This window comes from Oceanotoga sp. (assembly GCF_030445905.1).
Lineage (GTDB): Bacteria > Thermotogota > Thermotogae > Petrotogales > Petrotogaceae > Oceanotoga > Oceanotoga teriensis.
In genome coordinates this window covers 28,630-49,270 of sequence record NZ_JASUSU010000010.1, presented here as the reverse complement: position 1 = coordinate 49,270, position 20,641 = coordinate 28,630, and the positions used below count along the sequence as shown (strand labels likewise).

The 20,641-nt window shown below is 25.3% G+C and carries 17 protein-coding genes; 11 read left to right on the top strand and 6 right to left on the bottom strand.

All coding sequences use genetic code 11. The features are described from left to right. The first annotated feature begins 33 nt into the window (after positions 1 to 33). Both PWP28_RS04460 and era read left to right on the top strand, forming a co-directional pair. Entirely contained in the window at positions 34 to 1,137 is a 1,104-nt protein-coding gene (locus PWP28_RS04460; protein WP_109604986.1) for a TM0106 family RecB-like putative nuclease, read from the top strand. A 41-nt stretch (positions 1,138 to 1,178) separates the two neighbouring features. Continuing rightward, on the top strand, positions 1,179 to 2,090 hold the full coding sequence (gene era, locus PWP28_RS04455) for a GTPase Era (protein ID WP_264149263.1): 912 nt from the start codon (positions 1,179 to 1,181) through the stop codon (positions 2,088 to 2,090). 51 nt (positions 2,091 to 2,141) lie between these two features. Here the strand turns inward: era and PWP28_RS04450 are convergent, their stop codons facing one another. Next, positions 2,142 to 2,441, bottom strand: coding sequence for a hypothetical protein (locus tag PWP28_RS04450; protein ID WP_264149261.1), 300 nt, complete (start codon positions 2,439 to 2,441; stop codon positions 2,142 to 2,144). Between the two features lie 346 nt (positions 2,442 to 2,787). Between PWP28_RS04450 and PWP28_RS04445 the strand changes: the two genes are divergently transcribed. The 5 genes from PWP28_RS04445 (at position 2,788) to tkt (ending at position 9,006) form a co-directional block, all read left to right on the top strand. Then, positions 2,788 to 3,237 (top strand): PTS sugar transporter subunit IIA, encoded by a 450-nt coding sequence (locus tag PWP28_RS04445; RefSeq protein ID WP_109604995.1) that lies wholly within the window; start codon positions 2,788 to 2,790, stop codon positions 3,235 to 3,237. Positions 3,238 to 3,248: 11 nt separating this feature from the next. Next, positions 3,249 to 3,518, top strand: coding sequence for a PTS sugar transporter subunit IIB (locus PWP28_RS04440; RefSeq protein WP_109604996.1), 270 nt, complete (start codon positions 3,249 to 3,251; stop codon positions 3,516 to 3,518). Between the two features lie 22 nt (positions 3,519 to 3,540). After that, positions 3,541 to 4,797, top strand: coding sequence for a PTS ascorbate transporter subunit IIC (locus tag PWP28_RS04435; RefSeq protein ID WP_374045481.1), 1,257 nt, complete (start codon positions 3,541 to 3,543; stop codon positions 4,795 to 4,797). 68 nt (positions 4,798 to 4,865) lie between these two features. After that, entirely contained in the window at positions 4,866 to 7,031 is a 2,166-nt protein-coding gene (locus PWP28_RS04430; protein WP_308644324.1) for a BglG family transcription antiterminator, read from the top strand. Positions 7,032 to 7,044: 13 nt separating this feature from the next. Further along, on the top strand, positions 7,045 to 9,006 hold the full coding sequence (tkt, locus tag PWP28_RS04425; RefSeq protein WP_305081373.1) for a transketolase: 1,962 nt from the start codon (positions 7,045 to 7,047) through the stop codon (positions 9,004 to 9,006). A gap of 54 nt (positions 9,007 to 9,060) precedes the next feature. Here the strand turns inward: tkt and PWP28_RS04420 are convergent, their stop codons facing one another. Both PWP28_RS04420 and PWP28_RS04415 read right to left on the bottom strand, forming a co-directional pair. Further along, positions 9,061 to 9,960, bottom strand: coding sequence for a DapH/DapD/GlmU-related protein (locus tag PWP28_RS04420; protein WP_109604999.1), 900 nt, complete (start codon positions 9,958 to 9,960; stop codon positions 9,061 to 9,063). After that, positions 9,947 to 10,510 carry a hypothetical protein gene (locus tag PWP28_RS04415; protein ID WP_305081374.1) on the bottom strand — a complete coding sequence of 188 codons (564 nt, stop codon included), beginning with the start codon at positions 10,508 to 10,510 and terminating at the stop codon, positions 9,947 to 9,949. Before PWP28_RS04415 ends, PWP28_RS04420 begins: the two co-directional genes overlap by 14 nt. Before the next feature lie 303 nt (positions 10,511 to 10,813). Between PWP28_RS04415 and PWP28_RS04410 the strand changes: the two genes are divergently transcribed. The 4 genes from PWP28_RS04410 to PWP28_RS04395 all read left to right on the top strand — a co-directional run bounded on the left by PWP28_RS04410 (position 10,814) and on the right by PWP28_RS04395 (position 16,132). Next, positions 10,814 to 11,746 (top strand): ABC transporter substrate-binding protein, encoded by a 933-nt coding sequence (locus tag PWP28_RS04410; RefSeq protein ID WP_109605001.1) that lies wholly within the window; start codon positions 10,814 to 10,816, stop codon positions 11,744 to 11,746. A gap of 473 nt (positions 11,747 to 12,219) precedes the next feature. Then, positions 12,220 to 13,710, top strand: a complete 1,491-nt coding sequence (locus PWP28_RS04405) for a methyl-accepting chemotaxis protein (protein WP_305081375.1) — start codon at positions 12,220 to 12,222, stop codon at positions 13,708 to 13,710. 188 nt (positions 13,711 to 13,898) lie between these two features. Continuing rightward, entirely contained in the window at positions 13,899 to 14,057 is a 159-nt protein-coding gene (locus tag PWP28_RS04400) for a hypothetical protein (RefSeq protein WP_158274850.1), read from the top strand. Between the two features lie 122 nt (positions 14,058 to 14,179). Beyond that, entirely contained in the window at positions 14,180 to 16,132 is a 1,953-nt protein-coding gene (locus PWP28_RS04395) for a methyl-accepting chemotaxis protein (protein ID WP_308644323.1), read from the top strand. 43 nt (positions 16,133 to 16,175) lie between these two features. On the opposite strand, the gene PWP28_RS04390 is transcribed toward PWP28_RS04395, so the two are convergent. The 3 genes from PWP28_RS04390 to PWP28_RS04380 all read right to left on the bottom strand — a co-directional run bounded on the left by PWP28_RS04390 (position 16,176) and on the right by PWP28_RS04380 (position 20,637). Beyond that, positions 16,176 to 17,051: an aldose 1-epimerase family protein gene (locus PWP28_RS04390; RefSeq protein WP_308644322.1), complete on the bottom strand. Its 876-nt coding sequence runs from the start codon at positions 17,049 to 17,051 to the stop codon at positions 16,176 to 16,178. Positions 17,052 to 17,161: 110 nt separating this feature from the next. Then, positions 17,162 to 19,669: a hypothetical protein gene (locus PWP28_RS04385; protein WP_308644321.1), complete on the bottom strand. Its 2,508-nt coding sequence runs from the start codon at positions 19,667 to 19,669 to the stop codon at positions 17,162 to 17,164. After that, complete coding sequence (locus PWP28_RS04380) at positions 19,666 to 20,637, bottom strand: LacI family DNA-binding transcriptional regulator (RefSeq protein WP_109605006.1); 972 nt, start codon at positions 20,635 to 20,637, stop codon at positions 19,666 to 19,668. The genes PWP28_RS04385 and PWP28_RS04380 overlap by 4 nt, the downstream gene beginning before the upstream one ends. Between the last annotated feature and the right edge of the window lie 4 nt (positions 20,638 to 20,641).

Genomic DNA, 20,641 nt, shown 5'->3' with positions numbered 1-20,641 from the left:
TTATAAATATAATATTAGAAAAGGTGTTAATTAATGAATATCATTTATTTTGAAAATCTTAAAAATTGTCCTTATTATGAACCCTCTTACAAAAGACCAGGTACATATTTTTCTGTAGAAATTGAAGATATGAAATTTGAAGCAAATTATGAAAGTTTCGAAGATGGTGTGGTACATATAGTGAGAGCGGGAAATCGTTTAAGATTTTATCACTGGATACATGCTTATGCGGTTTATCTTTATTTTAAAAAACAGGGAAAACAGGTTAAAAAATACCATTTTGAACTTGGAAATCAAGTACATGATATAACTGAACAAGATATATTAAAAAAAGAAAAAAGAATATTATCCGAAATAATAGATTTAAAGTTCATGTATAAAGATCCAGGATCTCATTGTAGATTTTGTAAGATAAAACAAGAATGTCATAAAGAACTTTTAGATAGTGGAAATTTGATAGTTGTTCCATCTATATCTGAAAGAGTTCTTAAAGATTTTGAGGTTATGAATGTAGATCCTCTTGAAGTTATAAAAACAGATAAGATAGATAAATTCAGGCCATTTCAAAGAAAATCTCTATATAATTTGAAATCGGTTTATGAAAATACTCCTTTAAAACTTAGAAAGGTTAAACTTCCTGAGAAATATATAATCTTCGATGTCGAGACTTATCATGAAAATGATTTTCTTTTTGGATATCTTTTAGATGATCAATATATTCCTTTTATATTTGAAAGTAAAGAAGACGATCATAAATATCTTGAAATGATAGAATTCTTGGAAAAACAAGAAAGAATTTTAATTCATTATGATGTTCATGATGTTCAATCTTTAAGAAAAGTTGCTGAAATAAAGCCAGAATTAAAAAAGAGAATAGAGAAAATTTTAAAAAATTCAATAGATTTGTATGAAATAATAATAAAAAACTATTCTTTTCCAGTTACTTCATACTCTTTAAAAGATATAAGCAAGTATTTTGGATTTCATTGGAGAACCGATTTAAATGGGTATGCAGTGATACTTGAATATAAAAGATATTTAAAGGGAGAACAAGGGATAATGAAATCGATTCTTGATTATAATGAAGATGATTGTAGAGCTACAAAACTTGTTATGGAAAAGATGAAAACAATATAAAAAAGTGTATTCATGCTTTTATTAATATATGGAGGTAAAAGATGTCGGAATTCAAAAGTGGATTTGTTTCAATGGCTGGAAAACCAAATGTGGGAAAATCTACAATAATAAACGCTTTAATGGGACAAAAAATAGTTATAACTTCAGATAAACCTCAAACTACTAGAAATAGAATAAATTGTGTTTTAACACAAGAAGATCATCAAATAGTTTTTGTGGATACTCCTGGAATACATAAACCTTTGCATAAACTTGGTAAATACATGGTAGATATTGCAATTGGTGCCTTAAGAGGAGTAGATTTGATACTTTTCGTAGTAGATCCAATAGATGGTGTAAGAAAATCTGATTTAAGAGTTGCTGAAATAATAAACGGTTCAAAAATTCCTGCGATTATAGTTATAAATAAAATAGATGCGATAAAAAATAAAGGTATAATAACTAATGCCATTAGTAAATTAGAAGGAAGTATAGATAATTTAAAAGGAATATTTGAAGTTTCAGCTTTAACTGGAGAAAACCTATCAGAACTTTTAAATGCTATAAAAACAAATCTTCCAGAAGGGCCTAAATATTATCCAGATGATATAATATCAGACAAACCATCAAGATTTATAATATCAGAATTGATAAGAGAAAAAATCTTTCATTTAACCAGAGAAGAAATTCCACATTCAACTGGAGTTGTTGTTGAAGATTTAAAACAAAGAGAAAATGGGATGTTGTATGTGAGAGCAGAAATATATATAGAAAAAGATTCTCAAAAACCTATAATAATTGGTAAATCAGGAACTATGATAAAAAAAATAGGTCAGCATGCCAGAAAAGATATAGAAGAACTTTTCGAAATGAAAGTATATTTAGACCTTTTTGTTAAAGTGAGAAAAAAATGGAGAGAAAATGATAATCTCATAAAAAATACTATGAGATTTAAAGATGATATAAACTTATAAAAAAACACCAAATTTGGTAGTAATATTAAACCAAATAAGGTGTTTTTTTTATTAAAATTGATTTATAGGACCTAAAAAGTCTTCTTCTATTTCTTCATCATCAATTCTTAAAAAATGATCATTTAAATTTTTTATTTCCGAACCCTTTACCCAATTTCCAGCTTTATTGTATACAACACAGAATTTTTCACCTTTTTTCAGTTTACGCAACACTTCCCCTTTAGATAATATATCTTCAACATAGGGAATAGAACCAAAATCCATACTTGTTTTTAGTTCAGAAATAATTTTTTTTGTTACTGGGTTTTCATATCTTACGGCATAAACCCAAAAATCTATTCCGCTGTTCAAATTTATCCCTCCCTGCTCAATAATAAAAATAATATTTTTCCCCCTTATAATATGATATTATCATATTATAAAAATAAACTTAAAATGAATATTGCTATATAATGTTTGGTTATTAAATCTTATTATTTATGATTTATGATGTTTATTATTGAATAAAGGTTAAAAACTTTTTTATATTAAAAAATACAACATAAATATTAAAAATATGGCAATTATTAGATTATTGCCACAATGATTTTGAAAGAATAGAAGTGATTTTTCCTTGATTTTATGAGGGTTTTAGTATAAAATCAATCTAATGAAAGAAAAAATATTATTATAATTATTCAATGTAAGGAGTGAAATTATGCTTTTAGAATTATTAAATGAAAAAAATATAAAAAGTTGTATAAAAGCCAAAAATTGGGAAGAAGTAGTAGATGAATCTGGAAAAATACTTTTAAATCAAAATTTAATAACTGAAAACTATATAGAAGCTATGAAAGAATCAATAAGAAAAAATGGACCTTATGTTGTTATTGCCGATGGAATAGCATTGTTACATGCCAGACCAGAAGATGGCGTAAAAAAATTGTGTATGGGTTTAATAACCTTGAAAGAACCTGTTAATTTTGGAAATAAAGATCATGATCCTGTTAAAGTTGCAATAACTTTGGGAGCAATTGATAATGATCAACATATACAGGCGATGAGAGAACTCATGAATGTCTTAATGCAAGAAAATGCAATAAATACTATAGCTTCTTTAAAAGAAAAAGAAATATATCAATATATACATAAAATTTTATCTGAATAGGAGGAATCAATATGAAAATATTATCAGTATGTGGTATGGGTTTGGGAAGTTCTTTAATGTTGAGAATGGCAGTTGAAAGTGTGTTAAAAGAAATGAAAATAGATGCAGATGTTGAAGTAGCAGACGTTTCAAGTGCCGTTAGCATGAATGCAGATATAATTGTAGCTTCTCCAGAAATAGCAGAACAACTTGCAGGTCATAAGGCTAAGATAGTTTCAATAAAAAATATGACAGATAAAACTGAGATAAAAGAGAAATTAGAAGGTATTATAAATGGTTAAATAGGGAGGTTAAGGGATGAGTATTTTAAATTTTATTGTTGATGAAGTGTTGAGTCAACCATCAATACTGGTTGGATTGATGGCTATGATAGGACTTATAGCTCTTAAAGAATCATTTTCAAAAATTGTATCAGGAACACTCAAAAGTATTTTGGGATTTATCATTCTTGGTGCTGGAGCCGGAGTTCTCATAGGAAGTCTTGATAATTTAGGTCCTTTAATTCAAGAAGGATTCAATGTTCAAGGAGTTATTCCTAATAATGAAGCAATAGTCGCAATTGCTCAAAAAACTTTCGGTAAAGAAACGGCTTTAATAATGGGTTTTGGATTTATTGCAAACCTTGCTATAGCAAGATTTACACCTTTGAAATATGTTTTTTTAACAGGTCATCATACATTTTTTATGGCAGCTTTATTATCAGCAGTTCTTGGAACAGCTGGAATGACAGGAGTACCTTTAATAATATTGGGATCTATACTTCTTGGTTTTATCATGGTATTGATGCCAGCACTTGCACAACCATTCATGAGAAAAATTACTGGAAATGATGATATAGCTTTGGGTCATTTTGGAACAGTAGGATATTTAGCCGCTGGTTTCACCGGTAAATTATTTGGAAATCCAGAAAAATCAACAGAAGAAGTTAAAGTTCCATCATCTTTAAAATTCTTGAAAGACTCTATATTATCTACAGCTATAACTATGATAGTTATATTTTTCATAGTGACTTTAAAAGCAGGCCAAGAAGTGGTATCAAAATATTCAGGAGGACAAAGTTGGTTCATGTTCTCTATAATTCAAGGGTTAACCTTTGCAGCTGGTGTAAGTGTTATTCTTATGGGTGTTCGTATGATACTTGGAGAAATAATACCTGCATTCAAAGGAATAGCTGAAAAAATAGTTCCAGAAGCTAAACCAGCTCTTGACTGTCCTATAGTATTTCCATATGCACCTATGGCAGTTATAATAGGATTTTTAGCAAGCTTTTTAGGTGGAGTTGTTGGAATGTTTTTGATGAAACCTTTGGGACTTGCAGTTATAATACCTGGGATGGTTCCACATTTCTTTACGGGAGCTACGGCAGGAGTTTTTGGAAATGCAACTGGTGGAAAGAGAGGAGCTATATTTGGAGCGTTTGTTAATGGTTTAATCATAACATTTTTACCAGCTCTTTTATTACCAGTTCTTGGAGATCTTGGATTTGCAAATACTACATTTGGAGATGCAGATTTTGGATTAATAGGATTAATAATCGGAAGTATAGCAAAATTATTTTAAATAAATGGCCAGTTTCACTATATATGTGAGACTGGCATTCAAATATGAATCCATTTGGAGTGATTTAAATGGAACTAAAAACTAGAAATTATCATATAATAAAGTATCTTTATGAAACAAAGAATACTACTATAAAAGAATTATCTCAAAAATTTCAAGTCAGTCCAAGAACTATAAGATATGATCTTGATGAGATAGAAGAAATTTTAAAAATTTATGAAATAAAATTAATTAGAAAACCGCATAAAGGTATCAGTATACAAGGAAAAGATGAAGATTTTCAAAGATTTACAGAGGATTTTAAAAATACAGAAAATTTTAGCTCTTTTTTAACTAAAGAAGAGAGAATTATTTTAATTCTTTTTAAATTATTTCAATCTGAAAAACCTCTTCAAATAAAAGATTTTGAAGAACTCTTACTTGTGAGTCCATCTACAATATTGAATGACTTTGATGAAATTGAAATATGGTTAAAAAATAATAATTTAAATCTTATAAGAAAGCCAAATTATGGATTTAAAATTAATGGTGAAGAAATAAATATAAGGCATGCAATAACATTTTTACTCGAAAATACATCCAGTGAAGGGGAAATTTTAAGTTTTTTAAATATAATACAAAATAATAAACTTGCAGATAGAAGACTTGAAAAAAACTTTATAAAAGAATTTGATAAATTAATAGGACATATAGATATATTAAAACTTCAAGAAATAGTACATCAAGCTCAAGAAAAATTAAACTTTAAATTTGCAGACTCTGATTATGCCGCTTTGATAGTTCACATAGCACTTGCCATAAAAAGATTGAGAAATGGTAAAGATATATTTCTTCCAGAATCACAACTCATAGAATTAAAAAACACCAAAGAATTTAAAATAGCTAAAGAAGTTTCTTCAATTATTGAAAAGTATTATGATATAAAAGTTCCAGAATCTGAAATAGGTTTTATAACTTTTCATTTTTTAGGTGCTAAAAAAAGAGAAAAATTGAATAATCCAAACTTTAAAAATAATAAAGATAATGAAATATATGCAATAAGTCTTGAAATGTCAAAGATTTTTGAAGAGATAATGAATATAAAAATATCTCAAGATGAAGATATGTTGAGGGGTCTTTATTTACATTTGAAAGCTGCTCTCAATAGAATAGAGTATAATTTACCTTTAAATAATCCACTTTTAAAAGAAATAAAAGAGAAATATCCCGAAATCTATGATGCAACTAAAAAAGCTTCGAAATTGATACAATCCAATTTTGCTAAAAATATAGATGAAAATGAGATAGGATATATAGCTTTACATTTTGGGGCTGCAATAGAAAGAAATAAAGAAGAAGATCATGAATTCAATGCAGTTCTTGTATGTTCGAGTGGAATAGGTACTACAACTATTCTTGAATCGAGATTGAAAAAAGAGTTTCCAAATATAAAAGTTAAAAATAAAGCATCCGTTTTTGATTATGAAAAAGAAAGTAATTTAAAAGATATAGATATGATAATAAGTACATTTGAATTAGAAAATGAAAATTTACCAGTTATCAAAGTGAATCCACTTTTAAATGAATCCGATATAAAAAAAATATATCAATATATGAAAAATAATGAAAAAACACATAAAACAAAAAAAGAAGAAAAAAAAATAAATATAGAAGATTTATTAAAAATCATAAAAAAGAGTTCAGAAATTGAAAATGAGAAAAAACTTATAAATGATTTAAAAAAATACTTCACAGAAAAAGATATAAAAATAAGAGAAAAAAATCTAGCAAAAATTCAACAATACCATTTACAAGATATTTTGAAAGAGAAATATATAAATTCTATAAATAAAGTATTGAATTGGAAAGATGGTATAAAAAAAGCTGGAAAATCTTTATTGAATGATGGAATAATAGAAAAAACATATATAGAAAGTTGTATAAATATAATAGAAGATAAGGGGCCTTATTCAGTTATAGCACCAGGAGTTAGTTTGATACATGCACATCCAGAAGACGGTGTTAAACATGCTGGATTATCATTATTTATAATAAAAAAGGGAGTTAATTTTAATCACGAATATGATCCAGTAAAGTTAATATTTCTTTTAGCTGTTAAAGATAAATCAAAACATATACCAGCTATGGGCGAATTATTGACTCTATTATATACAGAAAATTTTGTACAAAATATCATAAGTTTTGGAAGTTCTTTAGAAATACTTAATTATATAAAAGATATATTAAAAATTTAAGGAGCTGAATCATATGCTAAATAAAGTTGCAAATATTGTTAGAGGTTTAACTGCGGATGCAGTTCAAAAAGCTGGATCAGGTCATCCTGGAATGCCTCTTGGATGTGCTGAAATAGGTGCAGTTTTGTTTTCGGGAATTATAAAAAATACTAATGAAAATGATAAGTGGATAAATAGAGATAGATTTGTTTTATCAGCAGGACATGGTTCTATGCTATTATATTCATATTTATATTTAAATGGATATATATCTCTTGAAGACATAAAAAATTTCAAACAGCTCGATTCTATAACTCCTGGACATCCAGAATATGGTGTAACACCTGGAGTAGATTGTTCAACAGGTCCTCTTGGTCAAGGCTTTTCTAATGCTGTTGGAATGGCAATTGCTGAAAAAATGCTTGCAGAAAGATATAATACTGAAAAACATAAAATAATAGATCATTATACATATACAATAGTTGGTGATGGATGTTTGATGGAAGGTATATCTACTGAAGCCGCATCCATAGCTGGCCATCTCGGTTTAGAAAAATTAATAGTTATATATGATAGCAATAAAATAACCATAGAAGGCAATACCGATATTGCATTTACAGAAAATATTGTAAAAAAATTTGAATCATTGAATTGGAATGTAATTGAAAATATAGATGGACATGATATAAAACAAATAGAAAAAGCAATAAATGATGCTAAAATTCAAAAAGAAAAACCTACAATAATAATAGCCAAAACAAATATAGCAAAATATGCTCCAACTAAACAAGATACAAAAGAAGCTCACGGATCTCCACTTGGAGAGGATGAAATAATAGGATTAAAAAGAAATTTAAATATACCAGAAAATGAAAAATTTTATATTACAGAAGATGTTTTAGAATATTTTAAAAAAGTACAAAAAGAACAAAAAGATAATTATATAAAATGGGAGAAAACATTTGAAGAATGGTCAAAAGAAAATCCTCAAAAATTGAAGAATTTTGAGCAAGGATTAAATCTTTCATTTGATGAAAATTTAATAGAGAATATTATAAATAAAAAACAAAAAAATCCGATAGCAACAAGAAAAGCATCAGGTGAAATTTTGAATATAATCTCTGAAGATTTAGATTATTTAATAGGAGGATCTGCAGATTTAGGACCATCAACAAATACAGTGATAAACAATAGTAATTATATAAATAAAGATGATTTTTCTCAAAGGAATATACATTTTGGAATAAGAGAACACGCGATGGGAGCAATAGTAAATGGAATAGCTTTACATGGTGGATTTAGAGTTTTTTGTTCAACATATCTCGTATTTTCTGATTATATGAGAAATCCAATAAGAATGGCAGCTTTGATGAATTTACCAGTTATTTTTATATATACCCATGATTCAATATATGTTGGAGGAGATGGTCCAACACATGAACCAGTAGAACAGATAGAATCTTTAAGACTCATACCTAATTTAAATGTAATAAGACCGGCAGATTCTGATGAAGTTAAAACGGCTTGGCTTAGAGTTTTAAAAGAAACCAATAAACCTACAGTACTTATAATGAGTAGACAAGATCTCAATTATAATGAAAAAAATACAGATTTCAAAGATTCAATAAAAGGTGGATATATAGTTAAAAAGATGAAGAATCCTAAAATAGTTCTCATAGGATCGGGATCAGAAGTTAATTTATGTTATAAAATATCAGAAAAGCTATTGAATAAAGGAATTGAAAATAATATTGTATCTATCCCAGATAGAGAAAAGTTTTTAAATCAAAATGAAGAATATATAAATCAAATTCTACCGCAAGATATGGATAGAATAGTTTTAGAAGCGGGAAGAGTTGATGCCTGGTATAAGTTAAAGAATAACAACAACTTCATCGCCATCGGAGTGGACAGATTTGGACTCTCCGGTGATGGTGATGAACTTGCAAAAAGATACGGTTTTGATATAGATAAAATAATAAATCAAATTAAATAAACATAAAAATACCGATTACTTTGATAAGAATTTTTTAAAGTAGTCGGTATTTTTTTAATATTTTTTTATATTATTTATAAATTTTTCATGATCTATTGCGAAGTTACCAGAAACATGTTGGGAATCTAATACATTCTTTGTTACAACAGATCCCATAGAAATATAGGCATCATTTCCAATTTTTATTCTATTTCTTATAGTACTCCCAGGTCCAATCCAGCAGTTACTTCCTATATCAACCATGCCCGTTATATTTACAGAAGCACCTATACGAGTATATCTTTTTATATGAACTCCATGTGCAATATAAACGAGATTATCTGTGAAAACTTCATCTTCTATAATAGTATTTCTTGTGTGGAAAAGACCTTTTGCAACTGTATTATTTGCTTGAAGTTCTACATTATTACCTATTATTAGTTGTCCGCCATGTTTTACGACTTTCATGATGCCATTCAATTTACAAACTTCAAATCCAGAAGTTGATAAAACTGTTCCAGAACGTATAATAGTATTATCTCCTATGATTGTATGAGGATGAATTATAACACCGGGTTCTATTATACAATTCTTACCTATTTTAACACTTTTTTCAGAAATATAAGCATGGTTAGAAATTATCGAAGTTGAATCTATTACATTATCAAAATCTTTTATAAAAAGATTATTTTCAACCGTGTAATTATGAAATAAAAAAAATAGTTCTTTGGGATTTTCATCCAATATAATACCGAATCTATGAGGATATTTTTTTTCTATTTCAGAATGTAATTCTTTTTTGGTTACTATACAAGTAATGTTTTCATTTTGCAAATTATCTATAAATTTTATATTTGAAAAAAAAGTTAAACAATTTTTCTGAGGTATATCTCCCATTTTAGATAAATGATCAAAATAGCCTTCGCTAATTATATGACCTCTGTTTATAGCTTTTGAAATATCATATAAATGCATTTAGATCATCCTTATGTTTCTTCTTTTCTTCTTCGTCCTCAAATGTTATATTTAAAAACAATTGTTTATTTTTTTCTTTTCCTGGAAAGTATGTTTCTATACCAAGTTTCTCATTTAATTCAACTTCTTTTTTTTCTTTTAAAGATAAATTATTCATCTTTGCTTTTTGCTTTTTTTCTTCTTTTTCTTTTTCATCTCCAAGAATGAGATTTTCTTCAATTTTTTCTTTATATTCTTTTATAGCTTTTAATATTTCTGCAATTTTTTGATTAGTTGTAAATAAATCTTCATTTACAAACAAATTTTTTGTATAATTCTCATGATTATTTTCGATTATTCTTTTTTCAATATTTAAGTTGTTTCCCATAGAGGTATAAGATTCTAATTTATTATTAATAAAATTTCTTGAAATTATTTTAGAGTTAGGAATAGAAATATCTTTTTCTTTTAAAGAACCTTCAAAATTCAAAGAATTAGAAAAATCAAAAGATTTTTTATTCAAGTTCAAATAATATTTATTATTGTATATATTATCATTAATTATTTTCATCATATATCACCTCAATATATAATTCTATTATATTATATATTAATCCTTTAAAAAATATTTAATAACTTGACATAAAAATGAATAAATTATATAATAAGATATTAAAAGGAGTGAATTCAAATGTTTGAAAGTAATTACTCAAATTTTAATATGAACAATTGGTGGTGGCATCTTTAAGGGTGCCCTGTTTTTGTATATAAATAATAGAGGCATCCATTTATGGATGCCTCTTTTTAATTGAAAATACCCTTCCTTTAAAAAGAGGAAGGGTATTTTTTTATAATTTTTTGGAGGTTGATTGGCATGAAAAAAATTTTTTTAATTGTTTTTTTAATTTTTACCATTAACGTTTTTTCTTTGAAAGTGGGTATAACTCAGATTATTGAACATCCAGCCTTAAATCTTATATATGAAGGAATAGTTGATAAACTTCAAGAAGAAAATATAGAAATAGAAGTAGACTATCAAAATGCACAAGGATTATTTCAAAATGCAGTTATAATAGCTAAAAAATTTAATTTAGAATGTGATTATATAATTGCAATAACTACACCATCAGCTCAAGCTGCAAAAACAGAAATAAAAGAAAAACCTTTAATTTTTTCCGCAATAAATGATCCAATAGGTGCTGGATTAATTGAACACTATGGTAAAAACAATGGAAATATAGCCGGTATAAGTGATATGTTGCCAGTTGAAACTCATTTAAAATTGATAAAAAAAGTTTCACCACAGGCAAAAAATATAGCAATACTATATAATCCGGGTGAAGCTAATTCAGTATTATTAGTAAAAAAAGCAAAAAAAATATCTAAAAATTTAGATCAAAATATTTTAGATATAACTGGAACAAATATAAATGAAATGATAACATCTATAAATTCAAATTTAAATAAAATAGATGCTGTATATCTTATAACAGATAATCTCGCTGCATCTGGAATTGAAATAATTTCAGATATTTTTTATGAAAATAAAATACCTATATTTTCTTCAGATATAGATATGGCAAAAAAATCAGCTGTTATAGGTTTTGGTTTTGATTATTATACATTTGGTAAAGCAACTGCCGATATGCTCATAGAATTAATAGATGGAAAAAATATCAAAGAAATAGAATCAAAGCTTATAGATTCAAAATATTTAAAATTATATATAAATTTATCCAGAGCTGAAAATTGTGATATAAAAATATCTAAAAAATTTTTAGATAATGCAGATATGATACAAAAATAAAAAGGAAGCTTAAAAAAGCTTCCTAATTCTTATTTTAAGGATTCCCATCAGACCTAATATATTTCAAATGTTTCAAAGTTACAGAAAATCGAGTCAATTTTAAAAATGCCATAATACGAATAAAAACAGTTCTTGCAAATAATTAAATACCTACTTTCATAAATTATAAAAAAGATTATACACTCATAACAATGATTAATTTTTGTTACTTAGAACTTAGTTAAAAAATAAACCAATACAAACGAATTACTCAGTTACATTCGGTCTGATGGGAATTTTTTACCTACAAAAAATAATTTTAAAATCATTGAGATAAGAAATAATCTTATATAAATAATATATTATTATTATGTGCTAAAAATTGCGTTTTAGTTACTTTTTCGAAACGGAAAGAATTGAAAAATTTATTCAAATTATTGTATATTAATGATAAAATATAATTGACTGTTCATAAAAAATGGGGAGGAAAATATATGAATAAAGATTTTTTTAAAAGAATTCATAAGTTTGTATTGGGATTTATCATATTATTCTCAATAGCCATTACAACTTTTAGTTATATATCTACGGGTGTTGAGAATGGATCTAAAACATTAATTGCAATAATAGGTGTGATTATTGTATCTATAATAGTATATTTTTTAAAATTTAATGATAATATTAAAGGTTTCATATTAACATTAATTCCTGTTTTAGGAGTTTATTTAAAAACTTTTTCAGCAAATTATGGAACTCTTTATAATCCAATAATAATATTAGGATCTTTGATATTATTAGCTATGTATTTTGATTTTAAATCTGTACTGATACTTGCAATATTTAATGATATAGTTTTAATAACAGCTTATAATATAAATCCAATATTAATATTTGGAGATATAAATCAAGAAAAAATTTTAGGAAGTTTTGTAATGGTTATTATAACTATAAATCTCAATGTATTCACATTATATATGATAACAAAATGGGGAAATCAAGCTATATTAAATGCTGAAAAAAAATCTGAAGAAAGTTTTAATTTATATGAAAATATTAAAAATATAGCTTTGAAATCCAATGAAAAAACTATCGAAATAGATAAAAATACAAATGTATTAAAAAATATATCTGTTCAAAATGCTCAAAATTCTAATGATTTGAAAGAAAGTTCAAAAAGTCTTGATGAATCAACAGAATATTTAATAGCCTCTGTACAAGAGATTAATTCTAAAATTGAAGAAATTTCTAATAATTCAAAAGAAATAGAAAATTTCACAATAGAAATGTCCAATAAATCAAATGATTCTATTAAATTATCAGAAGATGGTGAAACGACTTTAAGAAATGTTAAAAATATAATAGAAAAAGCTTTAAAAAACTCTGTAGAAACAGAAAAACTTTCAAAAGAAATGGAAGAAAGCTCAGAAAATATAGAACTTATAACTCAAACGATTCAATCTATTACTGAACAAACAAATCTTTTAGCCTTAAATGCAGCAATAGAAGCAGCTCGTGCAGGAGAAGCAGGAAAAGGATTTGCAGTAGTTGCAGATGAAATAAGAAATCTGGCAGAAGAATCAAAAAAAGCTACTGGAAAAATAGCTCAAATACTTACAAATATAAAAAAACAGTCAAAAGATCTCAGTTCAGCGGCGAATGAAACAGATGAAGTTGTTAATCAAATAAATTATGAATCAGAAGAATTAAGACAAAAATTTAACAAAATCACAAATATGTTGAGAACTATAGACTCTAATTTAAATAGACTTCAAAATAATACAAAAGATCAAAATGATTCTATTTATCATATAAATGAAGAAATGAAATCCATAGAATCAGTTGTTTCAAATATAAAAAATAAAACAGAAAATCTTGAAAATATTTCAAAAGTACAGAATAAACAATCTTTAAAAATAAATGACATAGCCGAAAAATTGTTTAATAATACAAAAATACTCATAGAAATGATACAAAATAACGGATAAATTAAATTAGCGAATTATTTAATCAAGTGTTATAATTAATTTTTATTTAAAATTTAATCGATTCTCTAAAAAAGAGTCAAATCTTTTTAAAGATAAAAAAACAAATATGTATTAAAATTTGAATGATAAGTTATTATTTGTGATTTTTGAGGGAATTATATCTTTATATTTTAAAGGGGGCTTATAAGATGAATCTTAAATTTGGGTTTGACAGAGAACAAAAAAAAGAAGAAAGAAAACTTTTAGAAAAAGAAAAAATAGAAAATTTTAACGATGAAGAGAGAGCATTTTATTATGAAATTGAGAAACTTATTTATGCAGAAGAGGAAAAAGATATAAAAAATTAATTCAAATTTTTAAAATCCCAGTTTATATAACTGGGATTTTTTATTTTATAAATTTCATTGAAAGTTAAGTATAAGTGTGTTATAATAAAAATGAGTTAATATTAAGTTAAGGGAGGGATTGTATGAAATTAGGAATGAAAATATTTGTTGTGATTATAATTATAATATTAATATTTACAGGATTATCTCTTTACAATAGCTATGTTATATTTAAAAATACTGGGGATTATGCAGAAACAAATTTGATAAAAGCAAATACAAAGATCATGGAGGATTATAATACATTTTTTGAAGAACTTGATAAGCTTACTAATCTCACTTCTAAATTAGATAATGTAAGAACGAGAAATGAACATATAAGGAATATATTTAAATATATAAATGAAAGTTATAAAAATATAGACCTTTCTTATATGGGATTTGAAGATGGAACTTATATATTTGAACCAGATAGGGAAATACCTGCAGATTATGATCCAACTGTTAGACCATGGTATATAGAAGCCAAGAGTATGGAGAATGTTTATATAACAGAACCATATGAAGATGTTTCAACAAAAGAAATGGTAATTTCAGTTGCGAAAAGAGTTTATGGCCCGGATAATAATATAATAGGTGTTGTTGCCTTTGATGTTTCTATGACAGATCTTGTGAATGTTTTGAGTGCCAATAAATCTTATGATTCTTCATATGCTTATGTTTTAAATCAAAAAGGTATTACACTTGTACATCCTGAAAAAGAAAGAATTGGAGTTGATATTTCAGATAATATTTTATTTAAAAATCTTGATGGAAAAAATGGTATTTTAAATTATGAATATGATGGTGTTAAGAAGATGGCTTTTTATAATACATCGGATTTAACGAATTGGATATTTTACACAGTAGTAGATGTTAAAGAAGTTGAATCTGAGGCAAGAAGTCAATTAGTGTTTAATTTAATATTTATAATAATAATTATCATTATATCTTTGGTATTGACCATAATATTTACAAAAATTAATATTTCAAGTCCTATAAATCATCTCATGAAAAATGTTGATAAGTTCGGGGAAGGTGATTTAACAGTTGATTTTACGATAAAAAGTAAGGATGAAATAGGAAAAATTTCCGAAAGTTTAAATTTAATGGCAAAGAATATTCAAGAAGCGATGTCATCTATAGATAATTCTGCATCTGAAACAAAAGTATCTTCTGAAGATCTTGCAAATATTTCACAAAAAATAGCTGTAATGATAGAAAACGTTAATGTTCAAATGAATGATATAAGAGATAGTTCCGGAAATGTTTCAGCCAATGTAGAAGAAGTTACATCAGGAGTTCATGAAGTCGCAGATGGAGCGAGAAGTATTTCCCAATCAGCTATGGAATTGAGTGAGTTTGCCGATAATACATTATCATTTGCTCAGCAAGGAAGTGAAAAAATAGATTTTATTGGAGATAGCATTAAAAATGCTGTAAAAAAATCTTCAAAAGCTAAAGAAGAAGTTACAGTTCTCGAAAAAGAAGCTTCGAATGTTGTTGAAATAATAAATACAATAAATAATATAACAGAACAAACTAATTTACTCGCATTAAATGCAGCAATAGAGGCAGCTCGTGCAGGAGAAGCAGGAAAAGGATTTGCTGTTGTAGCGGATGAAATAAGGAAACTTGCTGAAGAATCAAGAAAAGCTACAGAAGAAATCGATTCTATATTATCTGATGTAAAAAATGGTACGGATACTGTGAATAAAACTACTATAGATGTTGAAAATGAAATAAAGAATATAGAAAATAATATGTCTAATTTAAGTGAATTATTTGATAATATAAAAAATAAAGTTGAAGGCATGACTTCTGGAGTTGAAAATTTAACTGCAGCGAGTCAACAACAGAGTGCATCAGCTGATGAAATGAATAATGCTATGGATAATATTTCAAAACTCGTTGTTGATATAAATGAAAAAATAAATGAAATAAGTGAAGATATCGAAAATCAAAATTCTGAAGCTCAGAATATAAGTGCAAGTAGTGAAGAATTATCAGCACTTTCTGAAAGTTTGTCAGAAGAGGTTAAAAAATTTAAATTTTAATAAAATGAAACTGTTACATGAGGTAAGAGAATATTAAAATCTCTTACCTCAATTTTATTGAATAAGTACAATTGAATTTTTTATTTATATCTAAATATAATGAATCTTCTTTATCTGAAAAATCGCCATCGAAATCTTCAAAATCTGCATGTCCATACCATGGCTCTATACATATGAATGGGGATTCGCCTTTTTGTGACCATATACCTAAAAAAGGAAATCCTTTGAAATCAACTGTTAATGAATATTCATTTTTATTATTTCTTAAAGATATTTTTGAAGATTTTAAATTTTTGAATATCAAAGCATCTTCATTAAACAATTCATGATTTAATTTTATTATTTTCTCATTTTTCAAATAAGGTATACTTTTTCTACTGAATAATCCAAGTTCTGTATTCAAACATTCTCTATTTATGGTTTCATTATTTTCAAATTCTAAATAATAATCTTCAAAAGACTCATTTTCTAATATAGGACATTTAAATCCTGGATGAGCTCCTATAGAAAAGTATATTCTTTTATCATCTAAGTTTATTACTTCATAATTTATGAATAATGAATCTTCAATTATTTCATAGGTTATTATTAATTCGAATTTATAAGGATATTTTTTCAAAGTATTTTCATCATATTTCAAAGAATATGTTAATTTTGAAGTGCTCGACTCTTTTAAATCAAACTCTAAATCTCTGGCAAAACCATGTTGGCCTAATTCAAATACTCTACCATTTACGGTATATTCATTGTTTTTAACTTTTCCAACTATAGGAAAAAGTATTGGTGCATGGCGACCCCAGTATTTTTTATCTGCAGTCCACAAAAACTCTATATTTGAACTGTTTTTAATACTTATTAATTGAGCACCCGAGGAGTCTACTACAATTTTTAAATTTTCATTTGAGATGGTTTTTAACATATTTTCCCTTCTTTCAATTCATTTTTTATCATTATGTATTATATAATAAAAATATAAACATGAATTATCATATCTTATAAGATATGATAGTTCATGTTATTTTATCGATTCTATTTTTCGGATATTATAATATTATAAATTTTATTTTTTTCTACTTTTAAAACATTTGAAATTATTTTTATTTTATCTTCTCTCATATTTGAAAAATAAATATTATATTTATCATCAAATTTAATCGTTTTTGTTTTATTATGATTTACAAATCTTATTAAATAATCATTATTATTTATTATTTTTAAAGCATATATAGTTATATCATTTGGTAAATCGAATAATTTATCTTCTATTATTTTAGAATTGTTTAATATTATAGGGTGTAAAGAATAAGTACTTGAATTTTTAAAAAGTTCTTTTTCATTTTCAATTATTCTAAAAGCATATTCTAAATTTATGCTTCTAATTATTTGAGAATCTTCAGTTTTTAAATTTGGACCAGCTTCAATCTGTCTCGTAGAAATATTTTTTTTTGAAAGACTATCAACAGATCTTAATAAAGTTAAATATATTTCATTTTCAATTATTTCATATTCGTATAGGCCTCGCGTTATAATTTGAATTTTTTTATCAGTTACAAATTTATTCATGGTATATCTTGGAATAATTTCTTCGGCTGATGTATCTTTATTTAATTTATAAGGTCCATTGTTGTTGAACTTGATATTATTATTTAACTTTGTTTTGTGTTCTACAAGACCATAATAACCGTCATTATATATTAAATTATTCTTAGATATTTTGAAACTACTTCTAAATCTATTATTTTTTTGTTTGTTTTTTATATTTAAATAAATATTAACACCTTTTAAATTTTTTGAAAGTTTATATATTATAGTTATTGGAGAATTTTTAAAGTCAGATTTACATTCAATTATTTTCATATTTTCGTTTTCTTTAATCTTTAAAGATTTAATTTTAGGGTTTACTTTTAATTCTTTTCCACCATAATCATAATTATATTCATCTCCTATATCTTTCGAATAAAAAAAAGTGTTTAAATTATTATAATTAGTATTCTTTATTTTATCTTCAATATCAAAAGATAGATCTTCATTTAATTTAAATTTTATAAATTTATTTTCAAATGTAGCATTATTAATATTTTTTTTATGAGTTGAAATTTTTTGTGATTTTTTTAATTCTAAAGTTATTATCTCAAATGGTTTTAATTTTAAACTGAAAGTTATTTTTTTTACACATTTTTCTAAAAAAGGAATTATTGATTTATCTGTTAGGTAACTATTCAATTGATTAATTTCTTTTATATAATTATTACCACCTACAGTATTTTCTGATTTATCCATAATATTTAAAATTTTTTGTGATTTTTCTATTATACAAGGTATTTTTTCATTTTTTTGATAAAGTTCATAATCATCTTTATCATTATCTAAATAAAATTCATATATATCATTGTTTTCATATTCAGACATATTTATTATGTTTATATAATTTTTGTTTTTAGAATCATCGATAAAATTGTTTAATATTCTTGACAAAGTAGATCTTGCATTATCAAAAGAATTTTTAAGTCTAACTTCAACTTCTTTTCCTACACTATCTGTTGAACATCCTCCAATAGAATCATGAGCTTGAGATTTTAATAGTTCTTTCCAACCATAGTTTATTTCATTTTCAAAGTTTTTTTTATATTTTTTTATGGCTATTATATTCAATGGTTCTATATATCTTTCATATAATATTTGAGACTCATGGTTTAATAATTTTAAGTATATTCTGCTTGAACTTATGTCTTTTAAAATAGGTTCATATAGAGGACTTTTTAATTCGCCATATACTTTTTTAAATTTCTTTTTATGTTTAAAAACTTCATCAGAATAGTTTTCAAGTGTTGAATGAATTATATTTTTTGAAAAGATTTTTTTTATTTTAAAGTCTGGAATTTCATGATCAATTCCATTCATCAATAATATATTATCCGATGTATTATTTTTAGATATTTCATTTATTTCATAATTTAATTTTTTATAAAAATCTTCAAAAGTTGTTCCAGATTTAGCTAAATTGAAATACCCTCTATATAAATTTATAGTATTTATGAAATCACCGTTTTCAGAATACCATTCAAATTCAGTTTTTCTACATTTTTCGCCTACACCTCTCCAGATTACAGCAGATTTAAAATCTAATCCTTTTAAAATAGAGGGAGTATAAGCTGAATGTCCAAACATGTCTGGTAAATATCCAATATTCATATATTTTATATCATAATTTTCACATATTTTTTTTGCGTATAAAAAATTTCTTATTAAAGCTTCTCCTGAGATTAGAAATTCATCTGGAAGAATATACCAAGGACCGATTATTATTTTTCCATTTCTTATCATATTTAAAAGTAAGTCTTTTTTTTCAGGTCTTAATTCTAAATAATCTTCGAGTACAATTAATTGACCATCGAGCATGAAATATTTAAAGTCTTTTTCATTTTCTATTTCATTTAAAAAAGAATCCATCATATTTATTAATCTATGTCTCAAAAGTTGATTAGAAACGTACCATTCTCTATCCCAATGTGTATGAGTTATTATATGAACTTTCATAATATCATCTCAGGATAGATAAGTTTATTTACTTTTTTGTTTTCATTTATTATATCAATACTTGCATCATAAATATTTTGAATATATAAATCTATATTTTGATATATCGATTTCATTTTATATTCTTTATTTTTATATTCAAAAGTATCTATCAAACCATCATATCCAAGACAAAAAAAGTCTTTATCGAATAAAAAATTTTTTTCTAAAAGTATTTTTGAAGTTTCTACTGCCATTTCATCACAAAGACAAAATATAGCAGTATTTTTTTCTATTTTAGTATTTTTTAAGTATTTTTTTACATTTTTTGGGTCTATTTCTGTTATTACTTCAATATTATCATCCTTGTTTGATTCTGAAAGAAATCCATCTATTCTTTTTGATATAACATCATAATTTTTTTTCATTCCAAGTATGAGATATTTTTTTGGATTAAATTTTTTTAAATATTTAAAAGCAAGTTTTCCACCATAATTGTTATCAAAATCTATATAATTAAAATCAAAGTCCATTTTTGGATTTCCGAGTACAAGATATTTTTTTTCTAACTTATTCAATTCAAAAATTCTTTTATCTTTTTTTTCTGGAGAAGCTAAAATAGTTAAATCAATTATATTTGCAGAATTTAATTTTTTTATTGAATTTATTTCACTTTGTTTTACATGTAAAGACATTATCAGGTTATAATTATTTTGTTCATATTTTTCTTGTATTTTTCCCAATAGAACTTGATAAAATTTTGATTTCACTATTGAATTTATATCATCACCAAATGAGAAAAGTATTATATTTGTATTTTTTCCTTTTAAAGCTCTTGCATTTGAACTTGGTATAAAATTGTATTCATCAACTATTTTTAAAATTTTATTTCTTGTTTTTTCATTTACCATATTTGGATTTGAAATGGCTCTTGACACTGTTGAAGGAGATACACCAGCCTTTTTAGCTATATATTTCATATTTATCATAAAT

Bases quoted from the DNA above. Each gene is read 5' to 3' on its own strand.
- PWP28_RS04460 (WP_109604986.1), top strand. From the start codon at position 34: ATGAATATCATTTATTTTGAAAATCTTAAAAATTGTCCTTATTATGAA.
- era (WP_264149263.1), top strand. From the start codon at position 1,179: ATGTCGGAATTCAAAAGTGGATTTGTTTCAATGGCTGGAAAACCAAAT.
- PWP28_RS04445 (WP_109604995.1), top strand. From the start codon at position 2,788: ATGCTTTTAGAATTATTAAATGAAAAAAATATAAAAAGTTGTATAAAA.
- PWP28_RS04440 (WP_109604996.1), top strand. From the start codon at position 3,249: ATGAAAATATTATCAGTATGTGGTATGGGTTTGGGAAGTTCTTTAATG.
- PWP28_RS04430 (WP_308644324.1), top strand. From the start codon at position 4,866: ATGGAACTAAAAACTAGAAATTATCATATAATAAAGTATCTTTATGAA.
- tkt (WP_305081373.1), top strand. From the start codon at position 7,045: ATGCTAAATAAAGTTGCAAATATTGTTAGAGGTTTAACTGCGGATGCA.
- PWP28_RS04420 (WP_109604999.1), bottom strand. From the start codon at position 9,960: ATGCATTTATATGATATTTCAAAAGCTATAAACAGAGGTCATATAATT.
- PWP28_RS04415 (WP_305081374.1), bottom strand. From the start codon at position 10,510: ATGAAAATAATTAATGATAATATATACAATAATAAATATTATTTGAAC.
- PWP28_RS04410 (WP_109605001.1), top strand. From the start codon at position 10,814: ATGAAAAAAATTTTTTTAATTGTTTTTTTAATTTTTACCATTAACGTT.
- PWP28_RS04405 (WP_305081375.1), top strand. From the start codon at position 12,220: ATGAATAAAGATTTTTTTAAAAGAATTCATAAGTTTGTATTGGGATTT.
- PWP28_RS04400 (WP_158274850.1), top strand. From the start codon at position 13,899: ATGAATCTTAAATTTGGGTTTGACAGAGAACAAAAAAAAGAAGAAAGA.
- PWP28_RS04395 (WP_308644323.1), top strand. From the start codon at position 14,180: ATGAAATTAGGAATGAAAATATTTGTTGTGATTATAATTATAATATTA.
- PWP28_RS04390 (WP_308644322.1), bottom strand. From the start codon at position 17,051: ATGTTAAAAACCATCTCAAATGAAAATTTAAAAATTGTAGTAGACTCC.
- PWP28_RS04385 (WP_308644321.1), bottom strand. From the start codon at position 19,669: ATGAAAGTTCATATAATAACTCATACACATTGGGATAGAGAATGGTAC.
- PWP28_RS04380 (WP_109605006.1), bottom strand. From the start codon at position 20,637: ATGATAAATATGAAATATATAGCTAAAAAGGCTGGTGTATCTCCTTCA.